The organism is Pseudomonas sp. 8 R 14, from assembly GCF_900005955.1.
In the GTDB taxonomy this organism is placed as follows: Bacteria; Pseudomonadota; Gammaproteobacteria; order Pseudomonadales; family Pseudomonadaceae; genus Aquipseudomonas; species Aquipseudomonas marginalis.
Genome location: NZ_CVTH01000061.1, coordinates 62,563 through 85,884, shown reverse-complemented (window position 1 = coordinate 85,884; position 23,322 = coordinate 62,563). Strand labels below are relative to the sequence as shown.

At 60.2% G+C, this 23,322-nt stretch carries 21 protein-coding genes and 1 tRNA gene; 12 read left to right on the top strand and 10 right to left on the bottom strand.

The genetic code is table 11. The features are described 5' to 3' along the window. Positions 1 to 65: 65 nt before the first annotated feature. The gene (gene arcD / locus BFQ01_RS15335) at positions 66 to 1,493 is read right to left on the bottom strand and encodes an arginine-ornithine antiporter (RefSeq protein ID WP_065925911.1); all 1,428 of its coding nucleotides are present in this window, start codon (positions 1,491 to 1,493) and stop codon (positions 66 to 68) included. A 442-nt stretch (positions 1,494 to 1,935) separates the two neighbouring features. Here arcD (BFQ01_RS15335) and arcD (BFQ01_RS15330) point away from each other — a divergent pair, with 442 nt between their 5' ends. From arcD (BFQ01_RS15330) to BFQ01_RS15275, 12 genes are all read left to right on the top strand, one after another. After that, positions 1,936 to 3,363: an arginine-ornithine antiporter gene (arcD, locus tag BFQ01_RS15330; RefSeq protein WP_065925910.1), complete on the top strand. Its 1,428-nt coding sequence runs from the start codon at positions 1,936 to 1,938 to the stop codon at positions 3,361 to 3,363. 24 nt (positions 3,364 to 3,387) lie between these two features. After that, on the top strand, positions 3,388 to 4,644 hold the full coding sequence (arcA, locus tag BFQ01_RS15325) for an arginine deiminase (protein WP_027605560.1): 1,257 nt from the start codon (positions 3,388 to 3,390) through the stop codon (positions 4,642 to 4,644). 12 nt (positions 4,645 to 4,656) lie between these two features. Continuing rightward, entirely contained in the window at positions 4,657 to 5,667 is a 1,011-nt protein-coding gene (locus BFQ01_RS15320; protein WP_065925909.1) for an ornithine carbamoyltransferase, read from the top strand. Between the two features lie 148 nt (positions 5,668 to 5,815). Continuing rightward, positions 5,816 to 6,745 carry a carbamate kinase gene (arcC, locus tag BFQ01_RS15315; protein ID WP_065925908.1) on the top strand — a complete coding sequence of 310 codons (930 nt, stop codon included), beginning with the start codon at positions 5,816 to 5,818 and terminating at the stop codon, positions 6,743 to 6,745. Between the two features lie 18 nt (positions 6,746 to 6,763). Next, positions 6,764 to 7,126 (top strand): DUF5064 family protein, encoded by a 363-nt coding sequence (locus BFQ01_RS15310; RefSeq protein WP_065925907.1) that lies wholly within the window; start codon positions 6,764 to 6,766, stop codon positions 7,124 to 7,126. 210 nt (positions 7,127 to 7,336) lie between these two features. Next, positions 7,337 to 8,845: a sigma-54-dependent transcriptional regulator gene (locus tag BFQ01_RS15305; protein ID WP_065925906.1), complete on the top strand. Its 1,509-nt coding sequence runs from the start codon at positions 7,337 to 7,339 to the stop codon at positions 8,843 to 8,845. A gap of 308 nt (positions 8,846 to 9,153) precedes the next feature. Further along, complete coding sequence (gcvH, locus tag BFQ01_RS15300; RefSeq protein ID WP_027605554.1) at positions 9,154 to 9,537, top strand: glycine cleavage system protein GcvH; 384 nt, start codon at positions 9,154 to 9,156, stop codon at positions 9,535 to 9,537. Positions 9,538 to 9,547: 10 nt separating this feature from the next. After that, on the top strand, positions 9,548 to 12,388 hold the full coding sequence (gcvP, locus tag BFQ01_RS15295) for an aminomethyl-transferring glycine dehydrogenase (RefSeq protein WP_065925905.1): 2,841 nt from the start codon (positions 9,548 to 9,550) through the stop codon (positions 12,386 to 12,388). Between the two features lie 159 nt (positions 12,389 to 12,547). Continuing rightward, complete coding sequence (locus BFQ01_RS15290; RefSeq protein WP_065925904.1) at positions 12,548 to 13,924, top strand: L-serine ammonia-lyase; 1,377 nt, start codon at positions 12,548 to 12,550, stop codon at positions 13,922 to 13,924. 39 nt (positions 13,925 to 13,963) lie between these two features. Next, positions 13,964 to 15,088 carry a glycine cleavage system aminomethyltransferase GcvT gene (gene gcvT / locus BFQ01_RS15285; RefSeq protein WP_065925903.1) on the top strand — a complete coding sequence of 375 codons (1,125 nt, stop codon included), beginning with the start codon at positions 13,964 to 13,966 and terminating at the stop codon, positions 15,086 to 15,088. Positions 15,089 to 15,481: 393 nt separating this feature from the next. Continuing rightward, positions 15,482 to 15,694 carry a cold-shock protein gene (locus BFQ01_RS15280; protein ID WP_014339904.1) on the top strand — a complete coding sequence of 71 codons (213 nt, stop codon included), beginning with the start codon at positions 15,482 to 15,484 and terminating at the stop codon, positions 15,692 to 15,694. Between the two features lie 94 nt (positions 15,695 to 15,788). Next, positions 15,789 to 16,277 carry an RDD family protein gene (locus tag BFQ01_RS15275; RefSeq protein WP_065925902.1) on the top strand — a complete coding sequence of 163 codons (489 nt, stop codon included), beginning with the start codon at positions 15,789 to 15,791 and terminating at the stop codon, positions 16,275 to 16,277. Between the two features lie 75 nt (positions 16,278 to 16,352). Here BFQ01_RS15275 and nadA read toward each other — a convergent pair whose 3' ends face one another. From nadA to tolB, 9 genes are all read right to left on the bottom strand, one after another. Further along, positions 16,353 to 17,411, bottom strand: coding sequence for a quinolinate synthase NadA (nadA, locus tag BFQ01_RS15270; protein ID WP_065925901.1), 1,059 nt, complete (start codon positions 17,409 to 17,411; stop codon positions 16,353 to 16,355). A gap of 280 nt (positions 17,412 to 17,691) precedes the next feature. Then, on the bottom strand, positions 17,692 to 18,075 hold the full coding sequence (locus tag BFQ01_RS15265; RefSeq protein WP_065925900.1) for a MerR family transcriptional regulator: 384 nt from the start codon (positions 18,073 to 18,075) through the stop codon (positions 17,692 to 17,694). A gap of 162 nt (positions 18,076 to 18,237) precedes the next feature. Continuing rightward, the gene (locus BFQ01_RS15260) at positions 18,238 to 18,816 is read right to left on the bottom strand and encodes an NAD(P)H-dependent oxidoreductase (protein WP_065925899.1); all 579 of its coding nucleotides are present in this window, start codon (positions 18,814 to 18,816) and stop codon (positions 18,238 to 18,240) included. Positions 18,817 to 19,008: 192 nt separating this feature from the next. Beyond that, positions 19,009 to 19,084: transfer RNA gene (locus BFQ01_RS15255), tRNA-Lys, on the bottom strand. 63 nt (positions 19,085 to 19,147) lie between these two features. Then, positions 19,148 to 19,825, bottom strand: coding sequence for a 7-cyano-7-deazaguanine synthase QueC (gene queC, locus BFQ01_RS15250; protein ID WP_065925898.1), 678 nt, complete (start codon positions 19,823 to 19,825; stop codon positions 19,148 to 19,150). Position 19,826: 1 nt separating this feature from the next. Continuing rightward, entirely contained in the window at positions 19,827 to 20,474 is a 648-nt protein-coding gene (gene queE, locus BFQ01_RS15245) for a 7-carboxy-7-deazaguanine synthase QueE (RefSeq protein WP_027605545.1), read from the bottom strand. Positions 20,475 to 20,637: 163 nt separating this feature from the next. Continuing rightward, positions 20,638 to 21,474 (bottom strand): tol-pal system protein YbgF, encoded by an 837-nt coding sequence (gene ybgF, locus BFQ01_RS15240; protein ID WP_065925897.1) that lies wholly within the window; start codon positions 21,472 to 21,474, stop codon positions 20,638 to 20,640. Positions 21,475 to 21,480: 6 nt separating this feature from the next. After that, positions 21,481 to 21,981 (bottom strand): peptidoglycan-associated lipoprotein Pal, encoded by a 501-nt coding sequence (pal, locus tag BFQ01_RS31525; protein ID WP_003209827.1) that lies wholly within the window; start codon positions 21,979 to 21,981, stop codon positions 21,481 to 21,483. 55 nt (positions 21,982 to 22,036) lie between these two features. Continuing rightward, positions 22,037 to 23,317, bottom strand: coding sequence for a Tol-Pal system beta propeller repeat protein TolB (gene tolB / locus BFQ01_RS15230; RefSeq protein ID WP_043293513.1), 1,281 nt, complete (start codon positions 23,315 to 23,317; stop codon positions 22,037 to 22,039). Positions 23,318 to 23,322: the final 5 nt, after the last annotated feature.

Below are 23,322 nucleotides of genomic sequence, written 5' to 3'. Positions count from 1 at the left end.
ATGGGTGAACATATTCAAAATGTGGGAGGGGGCTTGCTCCCGATGAGGCCAGTACCGTCACCCCATCACAACGACAACACCCCGCTGTACAACCCATACGCCGCCAGCCCTGCACCGGCGATCACGCAGCTGAAAATGCCTTTCTCAACGTGGGTAAACAACGGCTGGCCCTGTTCGCGCTTGGCCAGGGCGAACAGGATCACGCCCGGCGCATACAGCAGCGCCGACAGCAGCAGGTATTTAAGGCCCCCGGCGTAGAGCAACCATACGGCGTAACCCAGGGCGATCAACCCCACCAGCAGGTCCTTGATGCGATGGCGGTGGGCACCTTCATAGGTTTCACCACGCCCGCTCAGCAACACCGCGTAAGCCGCCGACCACAGGTAAGGCACGAGGATCATCGACGACGCCAGGTAGATCAGGGTGGTGTAGGTGCTGTGGGAAAACAGCGTGATCACCAGGAAGACCTGGATCATCACATTGGTCAGCCACAAGGCGTTGACCGGCACCTGGTTGGCATTTTCCTTTTTCAGGAAGGCCGGCATGGTCTTGTCATGGGCGGTGGCATAGAGGATCTCGGCACACAGCAGCGCCCAGGACAGCAAGGCGCCCAGCAATGAAACCGCCAGGCCGATACTGATCAGCAACGCGCCCCAGGGCCCGACGATATGCTCGAGCACACCGGCCAGGGACGGGTTTTGCAGGCCGGCCAGCTCCGCCTGGCTCATGATGCCCAGGGACAACACATTCACCAGCACCAACAGCGCCAGCACGCCGAGAAAGCCGATCACCGTGGCCCGCCCTACGTCCGCGCGCTTCTCGGCCCGCGCCGAATACACACTGGCGCCTTCGATGCCGATAAACACAAATACCGTGACCAGCATCATATTGCGCACCTGGTCCACCACACTGCCCAATTGCGGCTTTTCCAGGCCCCAGATGTCAGCCGTGAAGATATCCGCCTTGAACGCCACGGCGGCGATCACCACGAACATCAACAGCGGTACCAGCTTGGCCACGGTGGTGATCTGGTTGATGAACGCGGCTTCCTTGATCCCGCGCATCACCAGGAAATGCACGGCCCACAGCAGCAACGATGCGCAGCCGATGGCCACCGGCGTATTGCCTTGGCCGAATACCGGGAAAAAATAGCCGAGGGTGCTGAACAGCAACACGAAATAACCGACGTTGCCCATCCACGCGCTGATCCAGTAACCCCAGGCCGATGAAAAACCCATGTAGTCGCCGAAACCCGCCTTGGCGTAGGCGTACACCCCGGAATCCAGTTCCGGCTTGCGATTGGCCAGGGTCTGGAAGACAAACGCCAGGGTCAGCATGCCCACGGCGGTGATCGCCCAACCGATCAACACCGCGCCCACCTCCGCGCGCGCGGCCATGTTCTGCGGCAACGAGAAAATCCCCCCGCCGATCATCGAGCCCACCACCAGGGCAATCAGGGCGCCAAGCCGAAGTTTCTGGGCCGGTTGAGACATGCAGACTCCTGAATAAGATTTGAGCGGACAACCGTGCACTCAACTAATTAACTCAGCGAGTGTAGCGTTTATTAAAGACAGCGATAAAACCGCCACGCTCATAACTCAGCGGCATGACAGTTTGCATAGTTTAGGCTTATTTAGATTTTAAATACGCCGAATACTTTGTCGCTTCCAGGCTCTTTATTGTCGCCATTGCGAAAAGTTTGCACATTCAGGAAAACGGGCTAGTTTCAAACGTCCATACGCAGCACTAAATGATTGACCAAACCGCAGAGATCGCTCTGGAAAGCGCCTTTGCGCGGAAAACTATTGCCCACGACTTTCCAGTCTAAGTCATTAATTCACAATGGAATGTGCCAATGAAGTGATCTGAGTCAGCTGTTTGATTAGCGCACGGAATTATTCTGTGGTCTCTCTTCTCCTGCATTGGAGTTATGCGATGTCTGAATCTCCCGGAAAACTTCGATTGGGTGCACTGGTTGCACTTGTCGTCGGCTCAATGATTGGCGGCGGGATCTTCTCTCTGCCGCAAAACATGGCCGCCAGTGCCGATGTTGGCGCGGTATTGATCGGTTGGGTAATTACCGCCGTGGGCATGCTGACCCTGGCCTTCGTCTTCCAGACCCTGGCCAATCGCAAACCTGATCTGGACGGCGGCGTCTACGCCTACGCCAAGGCCGGCTTCGGTGACTACATGGGCTTTTCGTCGGCCTGGGGTTACTGGATCAGCGCCTGGCTGGGCAACGTCGGTTACTTCGTCCTCCTGTTCAGCACCCTCGGTTACTTCTTCCCGATCTTTGGCGAAGGCAATACGCCTGCGGCGGTGATTGGCGCGTCGGTCTTGCTGTGGGCCGTGCACTTTCTGGTGCTGCGCGGGATAAAGGAAGCGGCGTTCATCAACCTGGTGACCACCGTCGCCAAGGTGGTGCCGCTGGTGCTGTTCGTGTTGATCGCCGTGTTCGCCTTCAAGCTGGACATCTTCACCGCTGACATCTGGGGCGTGAAGAACCCGGACCTGGGCAGCGTGATGAACCAGGTGCGCAACATGATGCTGGTCACCGTGTGGGTGTTCATCGGTATCGAAGGCGCGAGCATCTTCTCGGCACGCGCCGAAAAACGCAGCGACGTCGGCAAGGCCACCGTGATCGGTTTTATCACCGTGCTGCTGTTCCTGATGCTGGTGAACGTGCTGTCCCTGGGCATCATGACCCAACCGGAGCTGGCCAAGCTGCAGAACCCGTCGATGGCCGCCGTGCTGGAGCATGTGGTGGGCCACTGGGGTGCGGTGCTGATCAGCGTCGGCTTGATCATCTCGTTGCTGGGTGCGCTGCTGTCGTGGGTGCTGCTGTGTGCGGAGATCATGTTCGCCGCCGCCAAGGACCACACCATGCCGGAGTTCCTGCGCAAGGAAAACGCCAACCATGTGCCGGCCAACGCCCTGTGGTTGACCAACGCCATGGTCCAGATATTCCTGGTGATCACGCTGTTTTCCGCCAGTACCTACCTGTCGCTGATCTACCTCGCCACCTCGATGATCCTGGTGCCTTACCTGTGGTCGGCGGCCTACGCGCTGCTGCTGGCGGTACGCGGCGAAACCTACGAAAACGCCCTCAAGGAGCGCAGGAAGGACCTGTTTATCGGCGCGGTCGCACTGATCTACGCGGTCTGGCTGCTCTATGCCGGCGGCACCAAGTACCTGCTGTTGTCCGCCCTGCTCTATGCCCCCGGCGCGATCCTGTTCGCCAAGGCCAAGCATGAACTGGGCAAACCGATTTTCACCAACGTCGAGAAGCTGATTTTCGCCGCAGTCGTCATTGGCGCCCTGGTGGCTGCCTATGGCCTCTACGACGGCTTCCTGACTCTGTAACTGATGTTCACTGGAGGATCTGTAATGACCACGGAAAAAGTGAAGTACGGCGTACATTCCGAAGCCGGCAAACTGCGCAAAGTCATGGTGTGCTCCCCAGGCTTGGCCCACCAGCGGCTGACCCCTAACAACTGCGATGAACTGCTGTTCGATGACGTGCTCTGGGTAGCCCAGGCCAAGCGCGACCATTTCGACTTCGTGACCAAGATGCGCGAACGGGACATCGATGTGCTGGAAATGCACAACCTGCTGACCGATATCGTTGCCAACCCCGAAGCCCTGGACTGGATCCTGGAACGCAAGATCACTTCCAACACCGTGGGCCTGGGCCTGGTCGAGGAAGTCAGCTCCTGGCTGCGCAGCCTTGAGCCGCGCAAGATCGCCGAGTTCCTGATCGGTGGCGTGTCGGCCGATGACCTGCCGAGCAGCTTCGGTGGCAAGACCATCGAGATGTTCCGCGACTTCCTCGGCCACGCCAGTTTTATCCTGCCGCCGCTGCCCAACACCCAGTTCACCCGCGACACCACCTGCTGGATCTACGGCGGCGTGACGCTCAACCCGATGTACTGGCCGGCGCGACGCCAGGAAACCCTGCTGGCGAGCGCCATCTACAAATTCCACCCCGAGTTCACCAACGCGGACTTCCAGATCTGGTACGGCGACCCCGACCAGGAACACGGTGCCGCCACGCTGGAAGGCGGTGACGTCATGCCGATTGGCAATGGCGTGGTGTTGATCGGCATGGGCGAGCGTTCGTCCCACCAGGCCATCGGCCAACTGGCGCGCAACCTGTTCAAGAACAAAGCGGTGGAACGGGTGATCGTTGCCGGTCTGCCGAAGTCCCGCGCGGCGATGCACCTGGACACCGTGTTCAGCTTCTGCGACCGCGACCTGGTGACCATCTTCCCCGAAGTGGTCAACCAGATCGTGCCCTTCACCCTGCGCCCTGACGAAAGCAAACCCCACGGCATCGACATTCAGCGGGAGAAAACCAACTTCCTCGAGACCGTGGCCGCAGCGCTCAACCTCAAGGCCCTGCGCGTGGTCGAGACCGGCGGCAACAGCTTCGCCGCCGAACGCGAGCAGTGGGACGACGGCAACAACGTGGTGGCCGTGGAGCCTGGCGTAGTGATCGGCTACGACCGCAACACCTACACCAACACCCTGCTGCGCAAGGCCGGCGTGGAAGTCATCACCATCAGCGCCGGTGAACTCGGCCGTGGCCGTGGCGGCGGCCACTGCATGACCTGCCCGATCATCCGCGACCCTATCGACTATTAAGGAGATTCCATCATGGCTTTCAATATGCGCAACCGCAGCCTACTGTCGCTGATGCACCACACCACCCGCGAACTGAATTACCTGCTGGATCTGTCCCGCGACCTCAAGCGCGCCAAATACACCGGCACCGAGCGTCCGCACCTGCAAGGCAAGAACATCGCGCTGATCTTCGAAAAAACCTCGACCCGCACCCGGTGCGCCTTCGAAGTGGCGGCCCACGACCAGGGTGCCCACGTCACCTATATCGACCCGGTGTCGTCGCAGATCGGCCACAAAGAAAGCATGAAAGACACCGCCCGCGTACTCGGTCGCATGTTCGACGCCATTGAATACCGTGGCTTCGAGCAGGAAATCGTCGAAGAACTGGCCAAGTTCGCCGGCGTGCCGGTGTTCAACGGCCTCACTGCCGAATTCCACCCGACCCAAATGATCGCCGACACCCTGACCATGCGCGAGCACAGCGACAAGCCGCTGCATGACATCAGCTACGCCTACCTGGGCGACGCGCGCTACAACATGGGTAACTCGCTGCTGATGATCGGCGCCAAGCTCGGCATGGACGTGCGCATCGGCGCGCCGAAAGCCCTGTGGCCCCATGAAGACTTCATCAAACAGTGCCAGGCCTTCGCCGAGGAAAGCGGCGCGCGCATTACCATCACCGAAGACCCGAAAGAAGCCGTCAAGGGCGTGGACTTCATCCACACCGATATCTGGGTGTCCATGGGTGAGCCGGTGGAAGCGTGGGACGAACGCATCGAGCAACTGCTGCCGTACCAGGTCAACACCAAGATGATGAAAGCCTCGGGCAACCCTCGGGTGAAATTCATGCACTGCCTGCCGGCGTTCCACAACAGCGAAACCAAGGTCGGCAAGGACATCGCCGCACGTTATCCGAACCTGGCCAATGGTGTGGAAGTGACCGAGGAAGTCTTCGAGTCACCGGCCAACATCGCCTTTGAGCAGGCGGAAAACCGCATGCACACCATCAAGGCGATCCTGGTGTCGGCACTCGCGGATATCTAAACCCTGCTGCGATCCCACTGTAGGAGCGAGCTTGCTCGCGAAAAATTCAAGGGCACCGCGTTCATTCAGGATGGGCGCGTTATCGTTGACCTCCTTCGCGAGCAAGCTCGCTCCTACAAAGGATTACGAGCTCTAGAAGGATTGCAATATGCGCATCGTCGTAGCCCTGGGCGGCAACGCCCTCCTGCGCCGTGGTGAACCCATGACCGCAGACAACCAACGCGCCAATATCCGCATCGCCACCGAACAGATCGCCAAGATCCATGCCGGCAACGAACTGGTCATCGCCCACGGCAATGGCCCGCAGGTCGGCCTGCTGTCGTTGCAGGCGGCGGCCTACACCAGCGTTTCGCCGTACCCGCTGGACGTGCTCGGTGCCGAGACCGAAGGCATGATCGGCTACATCATCGAACAGGAACTGGGCAACCTGCTGGACTTCGAAGTGCCGTTCGCCACCCTGCTCACCCAGGTGGAAGTGGACGCCAAGGACCCTGCCTTCCAGAACCCGACCAAGCCCATCGGCCCGGTGTACTCCAAGGCCGAAGCGGAAAAACTCGCCGCCGAGAAAGGCTGGGCCATCGCCCCGGATGGCGATAAATATCGCCGCGTCGTGGCCAGCCCACGGCCCAAACGTATTTTCGAGATTCGCCCGATCAAGTGGCTGCTGGAAAAAAGCGCCATCGTGATCTGCGCCGGTGGTGGCGGTATCCCGACCCTGTACGGTGAAGACGGCAAGCTCAAAGGCATCGAAGCCGTGATCGACAAAGACCTGTGCTCCTCGTTGCTGGCCACGCAACTGGACGCCGATTTGCTGGTGATCGCCACCGACGTCAACGCCGCTTTTATCGACTTCGGCAAGCCGACCCAGAAAGCCATCGGCCAGGCCCACCCCGACGACATGGAAAAACTCGGCTTCGCCGCCGGTTCCATGGGCCCCAAGGTGCAAGCCGCCTGCGAGTTCGCCCGCCAGACTGGCAAAACCGCGGTGATCGGTTCACTCTCCGACATCGAAGCCATCGTCCAGGGCAGCGCCGGCACACGCATCAGCACGGCGACACCTGGCATCACCTATCTGTGAAGTAGAGGAGATACGCCTATGGCCACCTTTGAACCCGGTCACCTGCACGTCGAACGTCACGCGCTGAACAAGGACGACTACAGCTACAACCTGTGTATCGACTACGAAGTCAGCCAGGACCCAAAGGAAGGCAAGGGCATGCTGTTCAAGCTGCACGGCTCGGTGCAGGGCAAGGACCTCAAGGAAGAGTTCTTCTTGCCCAAGGACCAGGCATTCGACTTTGCCCGGCATGCGATGAACATCGCGCAGAAGTATGGGATGCCGAAAATGGCAGTGCTCAATGGCTCGATGCACAAACAGTACGACCTGATGTTCGAGGATGTACGGCATCAACTGGATGTGAAATCCGGGGACCCGATCAAACCTGAACACTTGGAATAACCCGGTAGGACTGACACAACACTGTGCAAAATGTGGGAGGGGGCTTGCTCCCGATAGCAGGGTGTCAGTCAGCTTATTTTCAGCTGACACACCGCCATCGGGAGCAAGCCCCCTCCCACATTTTGATCTCCATTATTTGTCAGATTTCACCTGTGCCCCGCTCCAAGGCATACTTGCCGCCTCCCACTCTCCAGAACTGCTAAGCGCCCCATGCGTATCCACGTCAGCTTCATCGACCGCGTCGGCATTACCCAGGAAGTCCTGGCCTTGCTCGGTGGGCGCAATCTCAACCTGGATGCGGTGGAAATGGTGCCGCCCAACGTCTATATCGATGCGCCGACCCTCAGCGCCGACGTGCTCGAAGAGCTGCGTGACGCGCTGTTCAGCGTGCACGGCGTACAAGCGGTGACGGTGGTGGACATCCTTCCCGGCCAACGCCGCCACCTGCAACTCGACGCCCTGCTGGCAGCCATGACCGACCCGGTGCTGGCCCTGGACAGCGCGGGCAAGATCCTGCTGGCCAACCCGGCGCTGATCGCGCTGTACGGTCGCGAACCGGCCGGGGAAAGTATCGCCGAGCTGTTCAATGACTCGGCCTTGCTGGACACCTTGCTGGAAAACGGCTTTCGCCTGCCCTTGCGTGAAATCAGCGTCAACGGCCAGACGCTTTTGCTCGACGCCACGCCGATCACCGATGCCGGCGCCCTGCTCACCCTGTACCAACCCAACCGCATCGGCGAACAACTGTCGGCGCTGCACCACGATCATGCCGAAGGCTTTGATGCGCTGCTGGGCGAATCCCCGGTGATCCGCACCCTCAAGGCACGCGCACAACGGGTGGCCGCGCTCGATGCGCCGCTGTTGATCCAGGGCGAAACCGGCACCGGCAAGGAGTTGGTGGCGCGGGCCTGCCATGCCATCAGCGCGCGCCACAGTGCGCCGTTTTTGGCGCTGAACTGCGCGGCGCTGCCGGAGAATCTCGCCGAAAGTGAATTGTTCGGCTACGCCCCCGGCGCCTTTACCGGCGCCCAACGCGGCGGCAAGCCGGGGCTGATGGAGCTGGCCAACCAGGGCACGGTGTTTCTCGATGAAATCGGCGAAATGTCGCCCTATTTGCAAGCCAAGCTGCTGCGTTTTCTCAACGACGGCAGCTTCCGCCGGGTCGGCGGCGACCGCGAAGTGAAGGTCAATGTGCGCATCCTCAGCGCCACCCACCGCGACCTGGAAAAAATGGTCAGCGAAGGTACCTTCCGCGAAGACCTGTTCTACCGCCTCAACGTGCTCAACGTCGAAGTGCCGCCCCTGCGTGAGCGCGGCCAGGACATCCTGCTGTTGGCCCGCTACTTCATGCAACAGGCCTGTGCGCAGATCCAGCGCCCGGTGTGCCGCCTGGCGCCCGGCACCTATCCGGCGCTGTTGGGCAACCGCTGGCCGGGCAATGTGCGCCAGTTGCAGAACGTGATCTTCCGCGCCGCCGCCATCTGCGAAAGCAGCCTGGTGGACATCGGTGACCTGGACATCGCCGGCACCTCCGTGGCCCGCCAGAACGACGGCGAAGTCGATAGCCTGGAACAGGCCGTCGAGGACTTCGAGCGCAGCCTGCTGGAGAAACTCTACGTCAGTTACCCCTCGACCCGGCAGTTGGCCAGCCGCCTGCAAACCTCACACACCGCCATCGCCCACCGCTTGCGCAAGTACGGCATTCCAAACAAGCCCTGACTCGCTGCATGGAATGCATTTCCAAGTTTTGGTCTGAGAACGACATCCGCTGTACTGAAAGCGCTACAGTGGAACGATTTCGCTACAGCCCTGCTTTTTGCGCGCCATGCAAGGCTTTGATCCACATAGGCTTTTTTTCCCCGGCCTGACTGTAGCGAAATCGCTACAGCTAAACCGCATAAGCCTATACCCATATTTATTAACTTATTGATTTATAACGGATTAATAAGGTTGGCCGCGATATTGCTAAGCAACTCCCCATTATTCCAATCCCGCCCACCAGACGATTCTGGCCCTGAGGAGTTTCCATGAGCGAGTTGCGTTTCACTGAAGATCACGAATGGCTGCGCGCCGAAGCTGACGGCAGCGTCACCGTGGGTATCACCGCTTTCGCGCAGAACGCGCTCGGTGATGTGGTTTTCGTGCAACTGCCGGAGTTGCAGGCCTATGACAAGGGCGCTGAAGCGTCCACGGTTGAATCGGTCAAGGCCGCCAGCGGCGTGTACATGCCGTTGGACGGTGAAGTGCTGGAAGTGAACGCCAAGCTCGATGGCAGCCCGGAACTGGTCAACGAAGACCCGCTGGGCGAAGGCTGGTTCTTCCGCTTTAAACCGGCCGATGCCGGTGCGGTAGCTAAACTGTTGGATCAGGACGCGTACGACCGCCTGATCAAAGCCAACGCCGAAGCCTGAGGAGCGCGCCATGACCATCAATCTCAGCACCGCCAATGAGTTCATCGCCCGCCACATCGGCCCGCGCCAGGAAGATGAGCAGCAGATGCTCGCCAGCCTGGGCTTCGATTCCCTGGAAGCCCTGAGCGCCAGCGTGATCCCGGAAAGCATCAAGGGCACCAGCGTGCTCGGCCTGGAAGACGGCCTGGGCGAAGCCGAGGCCCTGGCCAGGATCAAGGCCATTGCCAGCCAGAACCAACTGTTCAAGACCTACATCGGCCAGGGCTACTACAACTGCCATACGCCGTCGCCGATCCTGCGCAACCTCCTGGAAAACCCGGCCTGGTACACCGCCTACACCCCCTACCAGCCAGAAATTTCCCAAGGCCGCCTGGAAGCGCTGCTGAACTTCCAGACCCTGATCAGCGACCTCACCGGCCTGCCGATCGCCAACGCCTCGCTGCTCGATGAAGCCACCGCCGCCGCCGAAGCCATGACCTTCTGCAAGCGCCTGAGCAAGAACAAGGGCAGCAACGCCTTCTTCGCCTCGGTCCACAGCCACCCGCAAACCCTCGACGTACTGCGCACCCGTGCCGAGCCGCTGGGCATCGACGTGGTGGTCGGCGATGAGCGCGAACTGACCGATGTCAGCCGGTTCTTCGGCGCCCTGCTGCAATACCCGGCCAGCAACGGTGACGTGTTCGACTACCGCGCGCTGACCGAGCGTTTCCATACCGCCAACGCCCTGGTGGCCGTGGCTGCCGATCTGTTGGCCCTGACCCTGCTGGCCCCGCCGGGTGAGTTCGGCGCCGATGTGGCAATCGGCAGCGCGCAACGCTTCGGCGTGCCGCTGGGCTTCGGTGGCCCGCACGCGGCGTACTTCTCCACCAAGGATGCGTTCAAGCGCGACATGCCGGGGCGTCTGGTCGGTGTGTCGGTAGACCGCTTCGGCAAGCCGGCCCTGCGCCTGGCCATGCAGACCCGCGAGCAACATATCCGCCGCGAGAAAGCCACCAGCAACATCTGCACCGCGCAAGTGCTGCTCGCCAACATCGCCAGCATGTATGCCGTGTACCACGGGCCCAAGGGCCTGACCCAGATCGCCAAGCGCATTCACCAGCTGACCGCGATGCTCGCCAAGGGCTTGACCGCCCTGGGCCTCAAGGTCGAGCAGGCACACTTCTTCGACACCCTGACCCTGCACACCGGCGCCGACACCGCTGCGCTGCACGACAAGGCCCGCGCCCAGCGCATCAACCTGCGCGTGGTGGACGCCGAGCGGGTTGGCCTTTCGGTCGACGAAACCACCACCCAAGGCGATATCGAAACCCTGTGGACGATCTTTGCCAATGGCAAAGCCCTGCCGGACGTCAACGCCACGGTGGACAGCCGCCTGCCCGACGCATTGCTGCGCCAGTCACCGATCCTCAGCCATCCGGTGTTCAACCGTTATCACTCGGAAACCGAGCTGATGCGCTACCTGCGCAAGCTGGCGGACAAGGACCTGGCCCTGGACCGCACCATGATCCCGCTGGGCTCGTGCACCATGAAGCTCAACGCCGCCAGTGAAATGATCCCGGTGACCTGGGCCGAGTTCGGTGCCCTGCACCCGTTCGCCCCGGCCGAGCAAAGCGCCGGCTACCTGCAACTGACCTCCGAGCTGGAGGCCATGCTCTGCGCGGCCACCGGGTATGACGCGATCTCCCTGCAGCCGAACGCCGGTTCCCAGGGCGAGTACGCCGGCCTGTTGGCCATCCGTGCCTATCACCAGAGCCGTGGCGAAGCACGTCGCGACATCTGCCTGATCCCATCGTCGGCCCACGGCACCAACCCGGCCACCGCCAACATGGCCGGAATGCGTGTGGTGGTTACCGCCTGCGACGCCCGTGGCAACGTCGACATCGAAGACCTGCGCGCCAAGGCCATCGAGCACCGTGAGCACCTCGCCGCGCTGATGATTACCTACCCGTCCACCCACGGCGTGTTCGAAGAAGGTATCCGCGAAATCTGCGGGATCATCCACGACAACGGCGGCCAGGTGTACATCGACGGCGCCAACATGAACGCGATGGTTGGCCTGTGCGCACCGGGTAAGTTCGGCGGCGACGTGTCCCACCTGAATTTGCACAAGACCTTCTGCATCCCCCACGGCGGTGGCGGCCCGGGCGTTGGCCCGATTGGCGTCAAGTCCCACCTCACGCCCTTCCTGCCCGGCCACGCGGCCATGGCGCGCAAGGAAGGCGCGGTGTGTGCGGCACCGTTCGGCAGTGCAAGCATCCTGCCGATCACCTGGATGTACATCAGCATGATGGGCGGCGCAGGCCTCAAGCGCGCGTCGCAGCTGGCGATCCTGAATGCCAACTACATTTCCCGTCGGCTCGAAGAGCACTACCCCGTGCTGTACACCGGCAGCAACGGCCTGGTGGCGCACGAATGCATCCTCGACCTGCGCCCGCTGAAGGACAGCAGCGGCATCAGCGTGGATGACGTGGCCAAGCGCCTGATCGACTTTGGCTTCCACGCCCCGACCATGTCGTTCCCGGTGGCGGGTACGCTGATGATCGAGCCGACCGAAAGCGAGTCCAAGGAAGAACTGGACCGCTTCTGCGACGCGATGATCGCCATCCGCGAAGAAATCCGCGCGGTGGAAAACGGCACCCTGGACAAGGACGACAACCCGCTGAAAAACGCACCACACACCGCGGCGGAACTGGTTGGCGAATGGAGCCACCCATACAGCCGTGAACAAGCGGTGTACCCGGTCGCTTCGTTGATCGAAGGCAAGTACTGGCCACCGGTTGGCCGGGTTGACAATGTGTTTGGTGATCGCAATCTCGTATGCGCATGCCCTTCAATCGAGAGCTACGCGTAACCTGAGGCTGAACTCAATCAAATGTGGGAGGGGGCTTGCTCCCGATGGCGGTTTTACATTCAACATCTCTGTTGACTGACACACTGCCATCGGGAGCAAGCCCCCTCCCACATTGACCGAGTACCACCCAATACATAACAAGAAACCGGAGAACAACTCATGTCTTTAAGCGTGTTCGACCTGTTCAAGATTGGCATCGGCCCCTCCAGTTCCCACACCGTCGGCCCCATGCGTGCGGCCGCTCGGTTCGTCGAGGGCCTCAAGCGTGACAACCTGCTGAGCGCCACCACCGGCATCAAGGTGGAACTCTATGGCTCCCTCGGCGCCACCGGCAAAGGCCACGGCAGCGACAAGGCCGTGCTGCTGGGCCTGGAAGGCGAACACCCGGACACCGTGAACACCGAAACCGTGGCCGCACGCCTGGCGCAGATGCGCGGCGACGGTCGCTTGAACCTGCTCGGCGAACACAGCATTGCGTTCAACGAGAAAGAACACCTGGCGATGATTCGCAAACCCCTGGCCTACCACCCCAACGGCATGATTTTTCGTGCCTTTGATGCGGCGGGTATCCAGATCCGCAGCCGCGAGTACTACTCGGTGGGCGGCGGTTTTGTGGTGGATGAAGACGCCGCCGGTGCGGACCGGATCGTCGAAGACGCCACCCCACTGACGTTCCCGTTCAAGCATGCCAAGGACTTGCTCGGCCATTGCACCACCTACGGTCTGTCCATCAGCCAGGTGATGCTGACCAATGAAAGTGCCTGGCGCCCGGAAGCGCAAACCCGTGCCGGCCTGTTGAAGATCTGGCAGGTGATGCAGGACTGCGTGGCAGCCGGCTGTCGCAACGAAGGCATCTTGCCCGGCGGCCTGAAGGTCAAGCGTCGTGCCGCCGCCTTGCATCGCCAGTTGTGCAAGAACCCGGAGTCGGCCCTGCGCGACCCGTTGTCGGTGCTGGACTGGGTCAACCTGTACGCCCTGGCCGTCAACGAAGAAAACGCCAACGGCGGGCGCGTGGTCACGGCGCCCACCAACGGTGCGGCCGGGATTGTGCCGGCGGTGCTGCATTACTACATGCGCTTTATCCCCGGCGCGAATGAAGACGGCGTGGTGCGCTTTCTGCTCACCGCCGCCGCCATCGGGATTCTGTACAAGGAAAACGCGTCGATCTCCGGGGCCGAAGTCGGTTGCCAGGGTGAAGTCGGCGTGGCCTGCTCCATGGCCGCTGGCGCGTTGTGCGAAGTATTGGGCGGTACGGTTTCCCAGGTGGAAAACGCCGCCGAGATCGGCATGGAACACAACCTCGGCCTGACCTGCGACCCGATTGGCGGGCTGGTGCAGGTGCCCTGCATCGAGCGCAATGCCATGGGCTCGGTGAAGGCCATCAATGCGGTGCGCATGGCCTTGCGTGGCGACGGGCAACACTTCGTCTCGCTGGACAAGGTCATCCGCACCATGCGCCAGACCGGCGCCGACATGAAAAGCAAATACAAGGAAACCGCCCGTGGCGGTTTAGCGGTCAACATTATCGAGTGCTGACGCCTAAAGGCGCGCCGGCACGTTTTTCAGGAGCTGAACATGTCCACCGAAACCCTGTTGAAAACCCCATTGCACGCCCTGCACCTCGAGCTGGGTGCACGCATGGTGCCCTTCGCCGGCTACGACATGCCGGTGCAATACCCACTGGGCGTGATGAAGGAGCACCTGCACACCCGTGAACAAGCCGGGCTGTTCGACGTGTCCCACATGGGCCAGATCCGCCTGACCGGCGCCAATGCCGCAAAGGCCCTGGAAACCCTGGTGCCGGTCGACATCATCGACCTGCCGGTCGGCATGCAGCGCTACGCCATGTTCACCAATGACCAGGGCGGCATCCTCGACGACCTGATGGTGGCGAACCTGGGTAACGACGAACTGTTCCTGGTAGTCAACGCGGCCTGCAAGGACCAGGACCTGGCGCACCTGCGCCAGCATATCGGCGAGCAGTGCCGCATCGAGCCGCTGTTCGAAGAACGCGCGCTGCTGGCCCTGCAAGGCCCGGCCGCAGTGAAGGTATTGGCGCGCCTGGCCCCGGAAGTCACCCGGATGACCTTCATGCAATTCGCCCCGGTGCGCCTGCTGGGCGTGGACTGCTACGTCAGCCGCTCGGGCTACACCGGTGAAGACGGTTTTGAAATCTCCGTGCCTGCCGCCAGCGCCGAAAGCCTGGCGCGCAGCCTGCTGGCCGAGGACGAAGTGCAGGCCATCGGCCTGGGCGCCCGTGACTCGCTGCGCCTGGAAGCCGGCCTGTGCCTGTACGGCCACGACATGAACACTGAGACCACCCCGATCGAAGCCAGCCTCTTGTGGGCAATCTCCAAGGCCCGACGCACCGACGGTGCGCGTGCCGGTGGCTTCCCGGGTGCCGACCGCATCTTCACCCAGCAGCAAACCGGTGTAAGCCGCAAGCGCGTAGGCCTGCTGCCCCAGGAACGCACACCCGTACGTGAAGGCGCAGAGATCGTCGACGAACACGGCAGCGTGATCGGCAGCGTGTGCAGCGGTGGCTTTGGCCCGAGCCTGGGTGGCCCACTGGCCATGGGTTACCTGGACAGCGCATTCACCGCACTGGACACCGAAGTCTCTGCGTTGGTGCGTGGGAAAAAAGTGCCACTTCGTGTAAGCAAAATGCCATTTGTGCCGCAACGTTACTATCGTGGCTGATTGACTGTTCCTATAAGTAACGCGGTTGCGTTAACGTGCACTAATCTGTAACGCAACCGCCATAAAACAGTGCAGCAACGATAGGCATTATTATAGGAATTAACCTATAACAAGTGACCCATTCTATCGAATAAGTCGGTTCCACATTATTCAACGAAGTGTCATGAGGCCGAGCAAAACCTGGGCTTTTGCCAGGGCTTGTTTTTTCTCCATTAGTTGGCGTAGAGTTTGCCCACTGTGTTTGCATGGGTCGCTTGGAACCTGGACCTGGGCAGTAGCTGAAGTAGTTGTGCTACAACCCGTTCGACGTCTCTTACTTTCCTGCAACCCAGCCCAGTACTCTTTCATGTGAAAGGGGCTGTCATTAATTTTTAGCGTCAAGGAAATAAGAAAATGGCTGATCGTCAGAGCGGTACCGTCAAGTGGTTTAACGACGAGAAAGGGTTTGGTTTTATCACTCCAGAAAGCGGTCCGGATCTGTTCGTGCATTTCCGCGCTATTCAAGGCAACGGCTTCAAAAGCCTGAAGGAAGGCCAGAAGGTCACCTTCGTTGCAGTTCAAGGCCAGAAAGGCATGCAGGCTGACGAAGTACAAGCAGAAGGCTGATCCTTCCTGCGACAAAAAGCCCCTGACATGACATCAGGGGCTTTTTTATGGGCGCTATTCCGTAAAATGATTTTTTTCCTCTGAGAGCCCTGCCATGTCCAAACCCTTGCTGAGTCCCCAAGGCGAGTTCCCCGCCGTTGGCCTGGGCCGTCGCCTGGCAGCGATGTTCTATGACTTCCTGTTGTGCACCGCGCTGCTGATCGTCACCGCGTTTATCTACAAGCTGGTATGGATCGCGTTCGTGGGCGAAGCCAGGATGCGCACCCTCACCGAATCCGGCGCACTGGACGGTGACCCGCTGCTGTCGACGATTCTGTTCTTTGTGCTGTTTGGTTTCTTTGCCAAGTTCTGGACCCATTCCGGGCAAACCCTGGGCATGCAGGTCTGGGGCGTGCGCGTGCAAAACGCCGACGGCTCGCGGATCAGCCTGTGGCAGGCGCTGTTGCGCTTTGTGGTGTCGATTGCGTCATGGTTGTGCGTGGGGCTGGGGTTTGTCTGGTCGTTGTTCGACAAGCACAAACGCAGCTGGCATGACATCTACTCGGATACGCAGTTGGTGCGCATCCCGAAGCAAAAGAAATAATACCCTTCTTATTGGAGATCAAAATGTGGGAAGGGGCTTGCCCCCTCCCACATTTTCAACCGAGCTCGCCTCGATTCAGGCGTTACCGGCCAGCCTCAGGCGCGCAGCCTGGGTGAAATCCAGCATGCGCTTGAGCGGTCGCACGGCGTGAGGAATCACCGACGGCTCGACGAAGATCTCGTTACTGCCCTCACGCAGGCACTGCAGCGTGCGCTCCAGCGTATTCATCGCCATCCACGGGCAGTGTGCGCAACTGCGGCACGCGGCGCCGTTACCGGCCGTGGGCGCTTCGACGAAGACCTTGTCCGGGCACAGCTGCTGCATCTTGTAGAAGATGCCGCGGTCGGTCGCCACGATGAAGGTCTTGTTCGGCAGCCGCTGTGCCGCCGCAATCAATTGGCTGGTGGAGCCCACCGCGTCGGCCAGTTCGATCACTGAGGTCGGCGATTCCGGGTGCACCAGGATCGCTGCGTCCGGGTACAGCGCCTTCATGTCTTCCAACTGCTTGGACTTGAACTCCTCGTGGACGATGCACGCACCGTCCCACAGCAGCATGTCGGCGCCGGTCTGGCGCTGGATGTAGGTACCCAGGTGCTTGTCCGGGCCCCAGATGATGGTCTCGCCGTTGTCCATCAGGCTTTCGACGATTTCCAGCGCACAGCTGGAGGTCACCACCCAATCGGCCCGGGCCTTGACCGCCGCCGAGGTGTTGGCATACACCACCACGGTGCGTTCGGGATGCTGGTCGCAGAACGCCGAAAACTCATCCACCGGACACCCCAGGTCCAGGGAGCAGGTGGCTTCCAGGGTCGGCATGAGGATGCGTTTTTCGGGGGTGAGGATTTTGGCGGTCTCGCCCATGAAACGTACACCGGCGACCAGTACGGTCTTGGCCGGGTGGGCTGCGCCGAAGCGGGCCATTTCCAGGGAGTCGGAGACACAGCCGCCGGTTTCTTCGGCCAGGGCCTGGATCACCGGATCGCAATAGAAGTGGGCAACCAGCACCGCGTCCTGAGCCTTGAGCTCGGCAGCAATGGCGGCACGCAGGCTCGCCTCTTCCTCGGCGCTGAGGGCCTTGGGCTGCTTGGCGTCGAGGTGGGCTTGAACCAGTAGGCGTTCGGAAATGTGCGTCATGTTCGCAAGACCTGCAGGCGCAGTAGCGCGAAAGTCGAGTGTACCACCGGCTCTGGAGCCCTTCGGGCGCCGCCGGACGAAGTGATTGTGTTCATCAAGCACGGGTAAAGGTGAAGCTGCGCAAGGCTACAGAATATCCAATGGTTTCAAAAGCCTAATCTGGCTTTGACGCGTGTGCCTGTCGATTAAAAACCGCAATGGTACCTTGGGTCTCCCCCGCCTTCAGACATCACCTCAAGCACATAGCCGTCAGCGGGCAGTGTTCATGCAGCAAGTTCGTTCAGACCGTTTTGGAAAGAGGCTCAAACTGGCATTGGTACCGGGCGTCCTTGAGGTTGCTTTCGAACTGCTCAAGACCGTCGTAGATGTTTTGCAGCCCTTCGATCTGGGCTTTCAGCTCGAGCTTTTTATCGGCAATGGCCTGGTTGGCCAAATCCCACGGCAGCTCCAGGCCCCGGTGGTCCTTAAGAATCGCCTGCATTTCCTTAAGCTTGAAACCCAGCTGCTGAGCACACTTGATGAACGTCAACAGCTCAACGCATTGCTGGTTATAGACCCGATACTTACCTTCGCGCACGGGCGGCGGCAGCAAGCCAATGTCTTCATAGTGGCGGATCGTCTTGACGGTAGTGCCCGATAGCTGGGCGGCTTTGCCGATATACATGAAAAGTCCTTTTTTGGCACAAGAGTGGGGAGAGCACTTTGGCGCGCCGCATCTTCACACATGTCTACGGGGTCGGAAACCCGAAGGTGGCAAAAGGCAGTGTAATTGGCAGGGATAAAGCCGGCATCGCCTGCTGCAAGGCGATGCTGTGCAACGGCTATGTCAGCGGCAAGCAATAGCCTGGGCTTGCTTGAGCCAGGCTTCGCGCTGGGAGTCGCCGGAACCGAGGATCGGCCCGAACGTGAGGGTCTTCAATGGTTTGATGCCACAGAACTCCAGGGTAGTCTTGCGCATCTGGTGCAGGCCCGGCATGCAGTAGACCCACTTGTAGTACCACGGCGGGGTATCCATCGTGACCAGCAGGTGGGCCGTGCGCCCCTTCAAAAGCTTGTCGGGAAAGGCTTTGCCTTCGCGATACTTGAAGGCAAATCCGGGAAGGAATATCCGATCGAAGAAGCCTTTCATCAGGGCCGGAATTCCGCCCCACCAGATGGGATAGACAAACGCCAGGTGCTCAGCCCACGTGATATCGGCCTGGGCCTTGAGCAGATCGGGCTCCAGCAACTGAACCTGTTTGTAGCCATCGTGCAGCACTGGATCAAACCGCAGTGCATCCAGGCGTAACAGACGCACATCGTGCCCGGCCTCTGTGGCCGCCTTCACATAGGTGTCGGTCAATGCCCCACAGAAACTGTCGGTTGAGGGGTGCCCCAGAATCACCAGTACTCGCTTGCTCATCATCACTTCATCCTGAAAAGTCGAGCGGGCAGGATAGGGTGTGCCCGTAACAGGAGAGTCAACAGGGAGGTTTGCCAAATGCTGGTATAGCTTGGGTGCATTGCGCACCGGCAGGTAAGCACCAAATCGCAGGCAAAAAAAAACCCGGAAATCCTCACTTGCGTGGGCCTTCCGGATTTTCTAAACCGCCAAAAATGGTGGGTCGTGTGGGATTCGAACCTACGACCAATTGGTTAAAAGCCAACTGCTCTACCAACTGAGCTAACGACCCGCTGTGTGGTGGCGCGTATAATACTGATTTCTAAGGATTATTCAACACCTTATTTGAAATAAATCAGAAATAACGCGTCGGGTCCGTAATTCCGGCCATTTGGAAGCCCTCTGCACGCAGCCGGCAGCTGTCGCATTTCCCACAGGCACGGCCGTCATCGTCTGCCTGATAGCAGGAAACTGTCAGCGAGTAATCGACACCGAGTCCTACGCCAGCCTTCACGATAGCGGCCTTGCTCAGGTTTTGCAGCGGTGCCTGGATCCGGAAACCCTGCCCTTCTACCCCGGCTTTTGTCGCCAAATTGGCCATACGCTCGAACGACTCGACGTATTCGGGGCGGCAGTCCGGGTAGCCATTGTAATCAAGCGCGTTAACCCCGATGAAGATGTCACGGGCACTCAGAACCTCCGCCCAGCCCAGGGCCAGGGACAGGAACACGGTGTTGCGTGCCGGTACGTAGGTAACCGGGATGCCTTGGGTGGGGGCCTCTGGGACGTCGATAGTGCTGTCGGTCAAGGCCGAGCCACCCATGCCGTCGAGGTTCAGGCCAATCACCTTGTGTTCGACCACGCCCAAGTCTCGGGCCACACGGGCGGCTGCATCCAGCTCGGCGCGGTGGCGCTGACCGTAGTCGAAGCTCATGGTGTAACAGCTGTAACCTTCGGCGCGAACCATGGCCACTAGCGTTGCGGAATCGAGGCCACCTGACAGCAGGATGACCGCGCGCTTTTGATCAGTCATCTCAGCGCCCCGGTTCGTCGTTCCACAGGTATTTATGCAGCTGCAATTGCAGGCGTACGGGCAGGTTATCGGCAACCACCCAGTCGGCCAGATCGCGCGCGTTCAGGTCGTGGTGGCTGGGAGAGAACAATACCTCACCGGCACGGCGGTCAAGGCCGTACTGGATCAGCTTGGAATTGGCCCAGTCGTAGTCTTCACGGGAACAAATCACGAACTTGACCTGATCGTTGGGCGTCAGCAGTTCGATGTTCTCGTAGCGGTTGCGGTGCACTTCCTTGGAGCCCGGCGTCTTGAGGTCAACCACTCGGCTGACACGCGGGTCTACAGCGGAAATATCCAGGGCCCCACTGGTTTCCAGGGAGACCTCGTAACCGGCATCACACAGCTGTTTGAGCAAGGGGATGGCGTTGGGCTGGGCCAGGGGCTCGCCACCCGTTACACAGACGTAGCGGGGCCGGTAGCCGGCAACCTGCTCCAGGATGTCTTCGAGGGTGCGCACAGTGCCGCCACTGAAGGCGTAGGCGCTGTCACAGTATTGGCAACGCAAGGGGCAACCGGTCAGGCGCACAAAAACCGTGGGCAGGCCAGCGGTTCGCGTTTCACCCTGTAACGAGTAAAAAACTTCGGTGATGCGTAATGTGTCTTGCATAGTCGCCACGGGCGTAACAGCTAAACAGGCTGTCCGCCTCCGTCAGGCACTTCAAGGAACCCCGCCAACGCGTAGGCCCCAGGAAGCGTGTGTCATAAAAGGGCGTGGATTCTAACGAAAAAACCCGCGCCAGGCGCGGGTTTCTTCTAAACGGCTGCATCGCTTACAAGCGTTGCAGATCCCGTTGGGCCAACTGTGCAGCGGAGGTACCCGGATATTGGGCTACGACCTGCTGCAGAATGCCTTTGACCTTGTCGGTATGACCCAGGCGGCGTTCTACGTCAGCGAGTTTATACAGCGAGTCGGGCACCTTGGCGTGCTTGGGGTACAGCTGGCTGACCTTGGCAAATGCCTGGCCCGCCCCCTGCAGATCACCCTTTGCCAGATTCACCTCGCCCAACCAGTATTGGGCGTTGCCCGCGTACTGGCTGTTTGGGTAGCGGCCCAGGAAGGCGGTAAAGGCTTTGCTGGCCTTATCGAAATCCTTGGCCTTGATCAGGTCGAAGGCTGCATCGTAATACAGCTTTTCCTTCGCCGGATCACCCGGTTCACTGCTGGCGGCAGGGGCTTGGCTCGCAGCGGCGGCCCCTGCTGCTGCACCACCGATAGCCGCGCTGGGCGCGCCACCGGCAGAAGAATTATCAGGAGTAGCGGCAGGTGTAACACCGGCTCCTATACGTCGATCAAGATCCTGGTAACGCTCCAGGCCTTCCTGCTTCAGCTGACGCACCTCATTTTGCAGAACTTCAATGGTGCCTTGTTGCTGCGCCAATTGATCCTGCATGCGTTGCAGCTGGTTGAACAGTTCGCCCTGTGCCGAGGGAGCGGACGTAGCCGCCCCCCCAGCATAGGCGCCATTCGTGCCATAACCCGCTGGCGGATAACTGCTCCCGCTATTGTTATAGCCAGAGTTGCTATCTTCCACAGGAACCGCAGCCCACACCGCAAGCGGGGCGAGGCTGAGAGCCAATACAGCTAGAGCACGACGGCACGTTCGCATGACGAATTACTTACGCAGTTCGACGCGACGGTTTTGAGCCCAGGACTGCTCGTCGTGGCCAGTAGCAACTGGACGCTCTTTACCGTAGGAAACCAGTTCCAGTTGGCCTGGAGCAACACCTTGCAGTACCAGGTAGCGCTGAACGGCTTTCGCACGACGCTCGCCCAGTGCCATGTTGTACTCACGAGTACCACGTTCGTCAGTGTTACCTTCCAGAACAACGCGAGCGCCGTTAGCTTTCAGGTCCTTCGCGTGAACGTCCAGAGCGCGCATGGCTTCTGGTTTCAGGTCCGAACTGTCGTATTCGAAGTAGAAAGTGGTGATAGCGCGCAGAGCAGCTTCTTCGCTCAGGGAGCCGTCAACTGCACCAGTGTTAGCGCCGTAACCAGCGTTTGGATCAACAGCTGCGCCTTCACCGGCATTGTCGCCGCCTTTAGACGAGCAACCAACGGCTACGGACAGAGCCAGAGCCAGAGCAGCAAACTTACCAAACTTCAGCATTTCCATCGTGAAACTCCTAATGAACCCCAGTGTGTTAAGTACTTCTTTTTGTAGCGCCGCGTCAGTTCAGGTAAGGGGACCAGGACGGTTCTCTGACTTCGCCTTGTGCGGTAGGAAGCGGGAGCCTTACGCGTCCATTAATGGACACGAGCATCAAGACTCCCCGGCCCTGCTGGCGGGTGGCGTAGATTACCATGGTGCCGTTGGGCGCAACAGTAGCTGACTCATCAAGGTTGGTATCTGTGAGGATTTTTACCGTTCCACGCTGCAAATCCTGGGCCGCAACCCGGAAATTAGTGAAACCATCCTGACGGTGAATCATCACCAACGTCTTTTCATCAGCCGAAAGCTTAGGATTGGCGTTGTAGTTACCGATAAAGGTCACGCGTTCCGCGCCCCCACCGCCAACGCTGGTCTTGTAGATCTGTGGCTTGCCGCCGCGGTCCGAGGTGAAGTAGATGGTCGAACCATCCTTGCCCCAGAACGGTTCGGTGTTGATACCAGGACCGCTGGTCACGCGGCTGATCTGGCGCGAAGCCATGTTCATCACGTAGATGTCCGGGTTGCCGTCCTTGGACAGTACGAATGCCAGGCGCGAACCATCCGGCGACCAGGCCGGTGCACCGTTGAGGCCTTCAAAGTTGGTGATCTGCTCACGACGGCCAGTATCGATGTGCTGGACGAAGATACGCGGACGCTTCTGTTCGAAGGACACGTAGGCAATACGCTTGCCGTCCGGCGCGAAGCGCGGCGACAGGATTGGCTCACGGGATTGCAGCAAGGTCACTGCCCGCGCACCGTCGTAGTCCGAACGCTGCAGGGTGTAGCGAGTGTTGTCTACGGAGAAACGCTCGGCCGTTACATAAAGCAGGCGTGTCGAGAACGCCCCCTTGATACCGGTGAGTTTTTCAAACGACTGGTCCGAGATGTAGTGGGCCATGTCGCGCAGTTGTTCGGCGGTACCCGATACGCTGCCGGTCAGGACCTGCTGCTCAGTGGCCACGTTGAACAAGGTGTACTGGATCTGCAGGCGACCGCCGGCCGGCGTGATGCTGCCGACCATCAGGTACTGCGCGCCCACCGCTTTCCAATCACGGAAGATGACTTCGCTGGCCTGGGTCGGCTGGCTGATCATGTTGCCTTTCGGAATCGGTGCGTAGTAACCGGAATTGCGCAGGTCGTCGCTGACGATCTGGGCCATGTCGTCCGGCAGCACGCTGCCGCCCTGCCAGCCAAACGGCACTACCGCGATCGGGGTAGCCCGATCGCTGCCGCTGGTGACCAGGATGTTCTTTTCATCCGCCGCCGCTATCCCTGCCATACAGCAAATAACGACAAGCATTCCTC

Bases quoted from the DNA above. Each gene is read 5' to 3' on its own strand.
- arcD (WP_065925911.1), bottom strand. From the start codon at position 1,493: ATGTCTCAACCGGCCCAGAAACTTCGGCTTGGCGCCCTGATTGCCCTG.
- arcD (WP_065925910.1), top strand. From the start codon at position 1,936: ATGTCTGAATCTCCCGGAAAACTTCGATTGGGTGCACTGGTTGCACTT.
- arcA (WP_027605560.1), top strand. From the start codon at position 3,388: ATGACCACGGAAAAAGTGAAGTACGGCGTACATTCCGAAGCCGGCAAA.
- BFQ01_RS15320 (WP_065925909.1), top strand. From the start codon at position 4,657: ATGGCTTTCAATATGCGCAACCGCAGCCTACTGTCGCTGATGCACCAC.
- arcC (WP_065925908.1), top strand. From the start codon at position 5,816: ATGCGCATCGTCGTAGCCCTGGGCGGCAACGCCCTCCTGCGCCGTGGT.
- BFQ01_RS15310 (WP_065925907.1), top strand. From the start codon at position 6,764: ATGGCCACCTTTGAACCCGGTCACCTGCACGTCGAACGTCACGCGCTG.
- BFQ01_RS15305 (WP_065925906.1), top strand. From the start codon at position 7,337: ATGCGTATCCACGTCAGCTTCATCGACCGCGTCGGCATTACCCAGGAA.
- gcvH (WP_027605554.1), top strand. From the start codon at position 9,154: ATGAGCGAGTTGCGTTTCACTGAAGATCACGAATGGCTGCGCGCCGAA.
- gcvP (WP_065925905.1), top strand. From the start codon at position 9,548: ATGACCATCAATCTCAGCACCGCCAATGAGTTCATCGCCCGCCACATC.
- BFQ01_RS15290 (WP_065925904.1), top strand. From the start codon at position 12,548: ATGTCTTTAAGCGTGTTCGACCTGTTCAAGATTGGCATCGGCCCCTCC.
- gcvT (WP_065925903.1), top strand. From the start codon at position 13,964: ATGTCCACCGAAACCCTGTTGAAAACCCCATTGCACGCCCTGCACCTC.
- BFQ01_RS15280 (WP_014339904.1), top strand. From the start codon at position 15,482: ATGGCTGATCGTCAGAGCGGTACCGTCAAGTGGTTTAACGACGAGAAA.
- BFQ01_RS15275 (WP_065925902.1), top strand. From the start codon at position 15,789: ATGTCCAAACCCTTGCTGAGTCCCCAAGGCGAGTTCCCCGCCGTTGGC.
- nadA (WP_065925901.1), bottom strand. From the start codon at position 17,411: ATGACGCACATTTCCGAACGCCTACTGGTTCAAGCCCACCTCGACGCC.
- BFQ01_RS15265 (WP_065925900.1), bottom strand. From the start codon at position 18,075: ATGTATATCGGCAAAGCCGCCCAGCTATCGGGCACTACCGTCAAGACG.
- BFQ01_RS15260 (WP_065925899.1), bottom strand. From the start codon at position 18,816: ATGATGAGCAAGCGAGTACTGGTGATTCTGGGGCACCCCTCAACCGAC.
- queC (WP_065925898.1), bottom strand. From the start codon at position 19,825: ATGACTGATCAAAAGCGCGCGGTCATCCTGCTGTCAGGTGGCCTCGAT.
- queE (WP_027605545.1), bottom strand. From the start codon at position 20,474: ATGCAAGACACATTACGCATCACCGAAGTTTTTTACTCGTTACAGGGT.
- ybgF (WP_065925897.1), bottom strand. From the start codon at position 21,474: ATGCGAACGTGCCGTCGTGCTCTAGCTGTATTGGCTCTCAGCCTCGCC.
- pal (WP_003209827.1), bottom strand. From the start codon at position 21,981: ATGGAAATGCTGAAGTTTGGTAAGTTTGCTGCTCTGGCTCTGGCTCTG.
- tolB (WP_043293513.1), bottom strand. From the start codon at position 23,317: ATGCTTGTCGTTATTTGCTGTATGGCAGGGATAGCGGCGGCGGATGAA.